Origin of the sequence: Sinomonas sp. (genome assembly GCF_051955515.1) — a bacterium.
In the GTDB taxonomy this organism is placed as follows: domain Bacteria; phylum Actinomycetota; class Actinomycetes; order Actinomycetales; family Micrococcaceae; genus Sinomonas.
In genome coordinates this window covers 1-5,685 of sequence record NZ_JBQCGQ010000044.1, presented here as the reverse complement: position 1 = coordinate 5,685, position 5,685 = coordinate 1, and the positions used below count along the sequence as shown (strand labels likewise).

At 65.9% G+C, this 5,685-nt stretch carries 8 protein-coding genes; 7 read left to right on the top strand and 1 reads right to left on the bottom strand.

The window, feature by feature from the left end; genetic code table 11:
* Positions 1-522 (bottom strand): GntR family transcriptional regulator (locus ACTHL9_RS02310; RefSeq protein WP_440517056.1); only part of this gene is annotated, 522 nt, incomplete at its 3' end.
* Positions 523-661: 139 nt separating this feature from the next.
* Here ACTHL9_RS02310 and ACTHL9_RS02305 point away from each other — a divergent pair.
* The 7 genes from ACTHL9_RS02305 to ACTHL9_RS02275 form a co-directional block, all read left to right on the top strand.
* Positions 662-1,780 (top strand): alcohol dehydrogenase catalytic domain-containing protein, encoded by a 1,119-nt coding sequence (locus ACTHL9_RS02305; protein ID WP_440517055.1) that lies wholly within the window; start codon positions 662-664, stop codon positions 1,778-1,780.
* The gene (locus tag ACTHL9_RS02300) at positions 1,777-2,529 is read left to right on the top strand and encodes an SDR family oxidoreductase (RefSeq protein WP_440517054.1); all 753 of its coding nucleotides are present in this window, start codon (positions 1,777-1,779) and stop codon (positions 2,527-2,529) included. Before ACTHL9_RS02305 ends, ACTHL9_RS02300 begins: the two co-directional genes overlap by 4 nt.
* Positions 2,523-3,458 (top strand): NAD(P)-dependent oxidoreductase, encoded by a 936-nt coding sequence (locus ACTHL9_RS02295; RefSeq protein WP_440517052.1) that lies wholly within the window; start codon positions 2,523-2,525, stop codon positions 3,456-3,458. The genes ACTHL9_RS02300 and ACTHL9_RS02295 overlap by 7 nt, the downstream gene beginning before the upstream one ends.
* The gene (locus ACTHL9_RS02290) at positions 3,455-3,892 is read left to right on the top strand and encodes a carboxymuconolactone decarboxylase family protein (protein WP_440517051.1); all 438 of its coding nucleotides are present in this window, start codon (positions 3,455-3,457) and stop codon (positions 3,890-3,892) included. The genes ACTHL9_RS02295 and ACTHL9_RS02290 overlap by 4 nt, the downstream gene beginning before the upstream one ends.
* Positions 3,879-4,700: an N-acyl homoserine lactonase family protein gene (locus ACTHL9_RS02285; protein ID WP_440517050.1), complete on the top strand. Its 822-nt coding sequence runs from the start codon at positions 3,879-3,881 to the stop codon at positions 4,698-4,700. The genes ACTHL9_RS02290 and ACTHL9_RS02285 overlap by 14 nt, the downstream gene beginning before the upstream one ends.
* Before the next feature lie 10 nt (positions 4,701-4,710).
* Complete coding sequence (locus ACTHL9_RS02280; protein ID WP_440517049.1) at positions 4,711-5,016, top strand: putative quinol monooxygenase; 306 nt, start codon at positions 4,711-4,713, stop codon at positions 5,014-5,016.
* A 411-nt stretch (positions 5,017-5,427) separates the two neighbouring features.
* A partial coding sequence (locus tag ACTHL9_RS02275) for a hypothetical protein (RefSeq protein ID WP_440517048.1) occupies positions 5,428-5,685 on the top strand: 258 nt, incomplete at its 3' end.

The following is a 5,685-nucleotide window of genomic DNA, read 5'->3' as shown; positions in this document are numbered from 1 at the left end:
GGGAGCGGCGAAGGAGAGGGTTCTGAGGATCTGGGTCCGCGCATTCACCGTCCGCAGCATGCGGGCGATCTCCTCGTTGCCCGCGCCTTCCAGGAGCACATCGTAGTAGCGGTCCTTGGCCGCGAGCTTCTCGCCCGGATCATCGGATGCGACCGCGGCCTTGATGCCTGCCAGACGGGCCACGAGCTCGGTGCACTGGGCGTCTGTTGCCCGTTCTGCGAACAGAGTCCCAGCCAAGGATTCGAGGGCCCGTCGGACCTCGTAGAGGTTCTCGGCGTCATGGAGCGTCAGGGTCGCCACTTCTGGGCCACGGTTGGGGACCATGGCTACCATCCCTTCGGACTCGAGCTGACGCAGGGCCTCGCGCACCACAGTCCTGCTGACGGCGTACTTCTCGCACAGGACGGTCTCCACGAGGCGGTCCCCGGGCTTGAACTCGGAGGTCACGATGGCGCGCCTGAGCGCTGCTACCACCTCCTGTCGGAGTGGCGCAGCAGTGCGCCGGATACCTTCCGAAGTCACTTTGGCTCCTCTCATCGTACGGCGATCATACACGAGAGAAGCCCCCTCAGCATACTGGACCTTTCAAAGGTAATACAGTAATACTTGTTCAAGCTTCTAAAGATCGAACCTCCCGCGAGGGAGAGACTGGAGCAGGACGATGGAGTTCAAAGGAGCGGTGCTGGAGCAGATCGGAGCGCCTGTGCCGTGGGAGGAGTCGGCGCCTATCAAGGTCGCAGAGCTTGCCTTGGAGGCGCCGGGGCCAGACGAGCTGCTCGTGCGCATGGAGGCGGCGGGGGTATGCCATTCCGACTTGTCCCGTGTCAGTGGCGTTCGCGAGTGCGCGGTCCCGATGGTCCTCGGACATGAGGGCGCAGGAATCATCGAGCAGCTGGGGGAGGGGTGTGACGAGTTCAGCCTCGGGCAGCGGGTGACAATGACGTTCATGCCCCGGTGTGGGAAATGCAGCGCCTGCACCTCGCCACGGTGGGGACTGTGCACCGAGGGGACCAAGGCCAACGCTGCCGGGACCCTCCTGCGTGGAGGACGCCGTATCCGCTTCCACGGTCAGCCGATCGACCACCATGGCGGCGTGTCGGCGTTCGCCGAGTACGCCGTCGTCGACAAGCATTCCGTAGTCCCCGTGCCCGCCGGCGTGCCCGCCGGCGTCGCGGCCCTCCTGGGGTGCGCCGTGCTGACTGGGGGCGGTGCGGTGATGAACGCCGCCAAGCTGCAGCAGGGAGAGACGCTCGCCGTCATCGGTATGGGCGGCGTTGGACTTGCCGCGGCCCTTGTCGCCCAGGCGCTCGGCGCAACCGAGATCGTCGCCATCGATACGCTGCCCTCGAAGCTCGAGACGTCCCTGGAGATCGGCGCCACCGCGGCCCATACGCCCGATGATGCCATCGCAGCAGGGCTGAAGTTCGACGCCGTCATCGAATGCGTGGGCCATCCTGCAGCCCTGACGACCGCTATCGCCCTGACCAGGCCGGGGGGCCGCACTGTGACCGTGGGCCTGCCCAGCCCGAACGCGCGCTTGGAGATCTCGCCACTTGAACTCGTGGTCGAAGCGCGCCAGATCATCGGCTCGTACATGGGCTCAGGCATTCCCTCAGAGGACATAGCCGCCTACGCCACGATGTACCTCGAGGGGCGCCTTCCGATCGAGAAGCTCATCTCGGGAACCGTGGCACTCGAGGAGATCAACCACGCGATGGACGAGCTCCGAGTGGGCCATGTCATCCGTCAGATCGTCGACTTCACAAGGAGGACAGCATGAACTTCACCGACCAGACCGTCATCGTCACCGGCGCCGGCAGCGGGATCGGGCGAGCCGCCGCCCTGCGATTCGCCGAACTCGGCGCGCACCTCGCCGTCGTGGACCGCAACACGGCCGCAGCCACGGAGGTCGCCGCCCAGGCGGGCAGCGGAGCTTTGGCCGTCAGTGCCGACGTCAGCAGCTCGGACGACGTGCAGGCTATGGTCGCCGCAGTCATCGATGCATTCGGCCGCATCGACGTCCTCTGCAACAACGCCGGCTACGGCCTCCCCGGGAACGTCACCGAAATCGGCGAAGAGGACTGGGACAGCCTCATGGCGGTCAACGTCAAGGGCGTATTCCTCTGCTCGAAGCACTGCATCCCGCACCTGGCCCAGACCGGCGACGGCCGGATTGTCAACACTTCCTCGTACACGGCCGCCGTTGGCATCGCCAACCGCGCCGCCTACGTCGCCTCGAAAGGCGCGGTCTCGGCGCTCACCCGGGCGATGGCGCTCGATCATGTCGACCAGGGGATCCGTGTCAACGCCGTCGCACCGGGAACGATCAACTCCCCGTACTTCGACAAGATGATCAGCGAGGCTCCCGATCCACAGGCGCTGCTCGACGAACTCAACGGCCGCGCACCAATGCACAGGATGGGACGGCCCGAGGAGATCGCGGAGGCGATCGTCTGGCTCGCCGCACGCGAATCCAGCTTCACGACCGGTTCCGTCCTCACGATCGATGGAGGCACCTCGGCATGGTGACACCGCAGCCGGGTGCATCCTTGTTCATCGGGCTCGGGAACATGGGCCGGCCCATGGCGCTGAACTACGCGCCCGGCCATGAACTGTTCGTCTTCGACGCCGACCCGGAGGTCGCCGCAGCCGTCGCCGCCGAGACAGGGGCGACCGCCCTGGCCGATCTGGCGAGCATCCCGTCCCACGTCCGCACCGTGATCCTCATGCTTCCGAACAGCCGCATCGTCGAGCACGTGCTCTGGAAGGAGCCCGGCGTCCTGAACCAGCTTGCCCTCGGCTCCCTCGTGATCGACATGGGCTCCTCCGAGCCGGCGAGCACGACCGAGCTGGCCAGGGAAGCCGCGGCGATGGGAATCGACTACGTCGACGCCCCCGTCTCCGGCGGGGTCGCCAAGGCCATCACCGCCGAACTGGCGATCATGGTCGGGGGCGAGGACTCGGCCGTGGACCGCGCCCTCCCTCATCTCGTCCCGCTCGGTGCCTCGGTCGTCCAGGTGGGCCCGCCCGGGAGCGGCCACGCGGCGAAGGCACTGAACAACCTCCTCTCGGCGACCAACCTGGCCGCCGCGGCAGAGACCCTCACCGTAGCGACATCGATGGGGATCGCCCCGGCCAAGATGCTCGAAGTCATCAACGGCTCCACCGGACGCAGCCAGGCCAGTGAAGTCAAATACCCCAAGCACATCCTCACCGGCACCTTCGACTCGGGATTCGCCATGGACCTGATGCTCAAGGACCTCAACATCGCCCGCGGCCTCATCGATTCCACCTCGTCCGAGGCCCCTGTCCTCCTTGCGGCGCGGGAGACAGCGCAGCGGGCGAGGGAAATGCTCGACACCCCCCACCCCGACCACACAGAGCTTGTCCGCTACTACGAAGAGCGCAGCGGAAGGCCGTTGCGCGGGGACCGGACCTCCGAAAGGACCCACGCATGACCCTCGAATCGCTCGACGACCACCCTGTCAGCCCCCAGGAGTACATCGACGACATGGCCCGCGATCGCGGCTATGTCCTCGACTACCACAAGGTCATGGCCAAGCACGACTTCCCCGTCCTGCAGGCCGCCAACCACGTCGTCTCCGCCGCATACCTCGACCAGCGCACCCTCGACCGCAAGACCAAGGAGCTCATCTTCATTGTGAGCCTGACTGTCATGCGCGCCTCGAAGGGACACATCCAGAGCCACATCCGGGTCGCCCTCGACCTCGGCCTTACACCGACGGAGATTCTCGAGGCCATCGAGATCTCCCTGCCCGAGGCCGGCGTGGTGGCTTTCCAGACGGGCTTCGAAGCCTGGCGGGAAGTGATCGGCGCCGAGGGCATCGAGCCCACCGTCGCAGTCCACGAGGGCGGTAATGGAGCCTCCTGAACCGGCCCCGCGCTGGCGCGTCCTCGCCATCCGCATCGGAACCCGGTCGACCGAGCGCAGCGACGTCTACCTGAACTACGGGCTCTACGGGGAGCCGGATGGACCTGCGACAGTCGACTACTTCTTCTGGATCATCCAGAACAATGAATCGACCGTCGTCGTCGACACGGGCTTCAGCGAAGAGGCCGGCCGCAAGCGCGGCCGCACCCTCCTGATGCATCCGTCCGATGCCCTCGCCCGTCTGGGCATAGACCCGGATCAGGTCCGGGACGTGGTCGTCACCCACGGCCACTACGACCACATCGGAAATCTCGGCCTGTTCCCCCATGCGAGGGTCCACATGGCCGAATCCGAGTATTCGTTCTGGACTTCCCCGGCCGCCCGTCACACTCAGTTCTCCTACTACTCGGAAGAGCGGGAGATCGACTACCTGCGCGCCTGCGCCAGTGAGGGAAGGCTCCACCTCTTCACCGGAGGCACGAGTATCGCACCCGGCATCCAGGCAGAAGAGGTGGGCGGCCACACCCCAGGGCAGGCAGTCGTGCGTATCGCGGGCGGCGACCGAGACGTCCTGCTGGCCTCCGACGCGGTCCACTTCTATGAGGAGCTCGAGCGGGATATGCCTTTCACCGCAGTGAGCGATCTGCCCGCAATGTACGCGGCGTTCGCATCGATCCGGAGCCGTTCCGGGAATGGCGAGCAGATCGTGGTCCCCGGCCACGACCCCGACGTACTGGTCCGTTTCCCGGCCTGTTCCCAGCTTCCCGCTGGATGCTGCGCCGTCATCACCCCGTCCGCCTCCAGCTAGAGGAGCCTCAATGAGCAGCACATTCCACGTCATCGCCCGCTATCAGACCAAGGCAGGGACCACCGAGGAGATCCTCGGGACGCTCTCCGAGATGGCGGCGGCAAGCCGCTCCGAGCCCGGCAACATCTCATACGAGTTCTTCCGAGGGGTCGAAGACGAAAGGCAGATCGTGATCCTCGAGGCATACAACGGCCGGGAGGACTTTGACGCACACCTCCAGACCCGGCATTTCCTCGAACTCGGCGCGGGGACGATCATCCCCCAACTCGAATCCAGGAAGGTGACGACCTACGAATCCCCGGCCGGTTCCGCATGAGCCGTCCAAAAGCCCGTCGGCCCGACCTAGGGTCCGCTCCAGCAGACCGGAACGAACCGCTCCGCCCCCCGGGTTGCTGGGCTTGGGCAGAACCGGGCGACCGGGTCATGGTGCACAGTGCAGATGCACGCCCATACCCCGCGAGAGTCGACGCGCGCACCGAGGACGGAGCCGTAATCTGGGTCGTTTCCGACCTCGACGGGGGGCGCCGGGCATTCGACGCCAGCCAGCGGATCGACATCCTGCCCTTGACCAGCATCTAAGCACAACCGCCGACGAGGCAGACCTGCGGCACGAAGGTTCGCACGACCATCAACCATGGCCACGGGTGGCCCTAGCGGCCGCTCGCCGCAGGTCCCGAAGAGGAAGCGTGCGGCAGATGGCCGCCTGACGAAGGAAGGAAGCTTGAAAATGACCGACCACCCATCGAAACTCCCGTACTTCTACCCGTTCTCCTTCGGCGAGGGCAAAGTCACCGTCCTCTCGGACGGCCCGCTCGCTCTCGGCGACCCGCGGGACAACTTCCAGGGGGTCTCCCCTGCCACCATCGTTGAGATGCTCGACCGGAACTTCCTGCCAACCGACGACGTAGTCCTCGAGCAGAATGTGCCGCTGGTCGAGATCAACGGGCGCACCATTCTCTTCGACACCGGAATGGGAGATTCGAAG

What these genes read in the sequence shown, in the direction of transcription:
- ACTHL9_RS02295 (WP_440517052.1), top strand. Translation starts at nt 2,523, where the DNA reads ATGGTGACACCGCAGCCGGGTGCATCCTTGTTCATCGGGCTCGGGAAC.
- ACTHL9_RS02300 (WP_440517054.1), top strand. Translation starts at nt 1,777, where the DNA reads ATGAACTTCACCGACCAGACCGTCATCGTCACCGGCGCCGGCAGCGGG.
- ACTHL9_RS02280 (WP_440517049.1), top strand. Translation starts at nt 4,711, where the DNA reads ATGAGCAGCACATTCCACGTCATCGCCCGCTATCAGACCAAGGCAGGG.
- ACTHL9_RS02285 (WP_440517050.1), top strand. Translation starts at nt 3,879, where the DNA reads ATGGAGCCTCCTGAACCGGCCCCGCGCTGGCGCGTCCTCGCCATCCGC.
- ACTHL9_RS02305 (WP_440517055.1), top strand. Translation starts at nt 662, where the DNA reads ATGGAGTTCAAAGGAGCGGTGCTGGAGCAGATCGGAGCGCCTGTGCCG.
- ACTHL9_RS02290 (WP_440517051.1), top strand. Translation starts at nt 3,455, where the DNA reads ATGACCCTCGAATCGCTCGACGACCACCCTGTCAGCCCCCAGGAGTAC.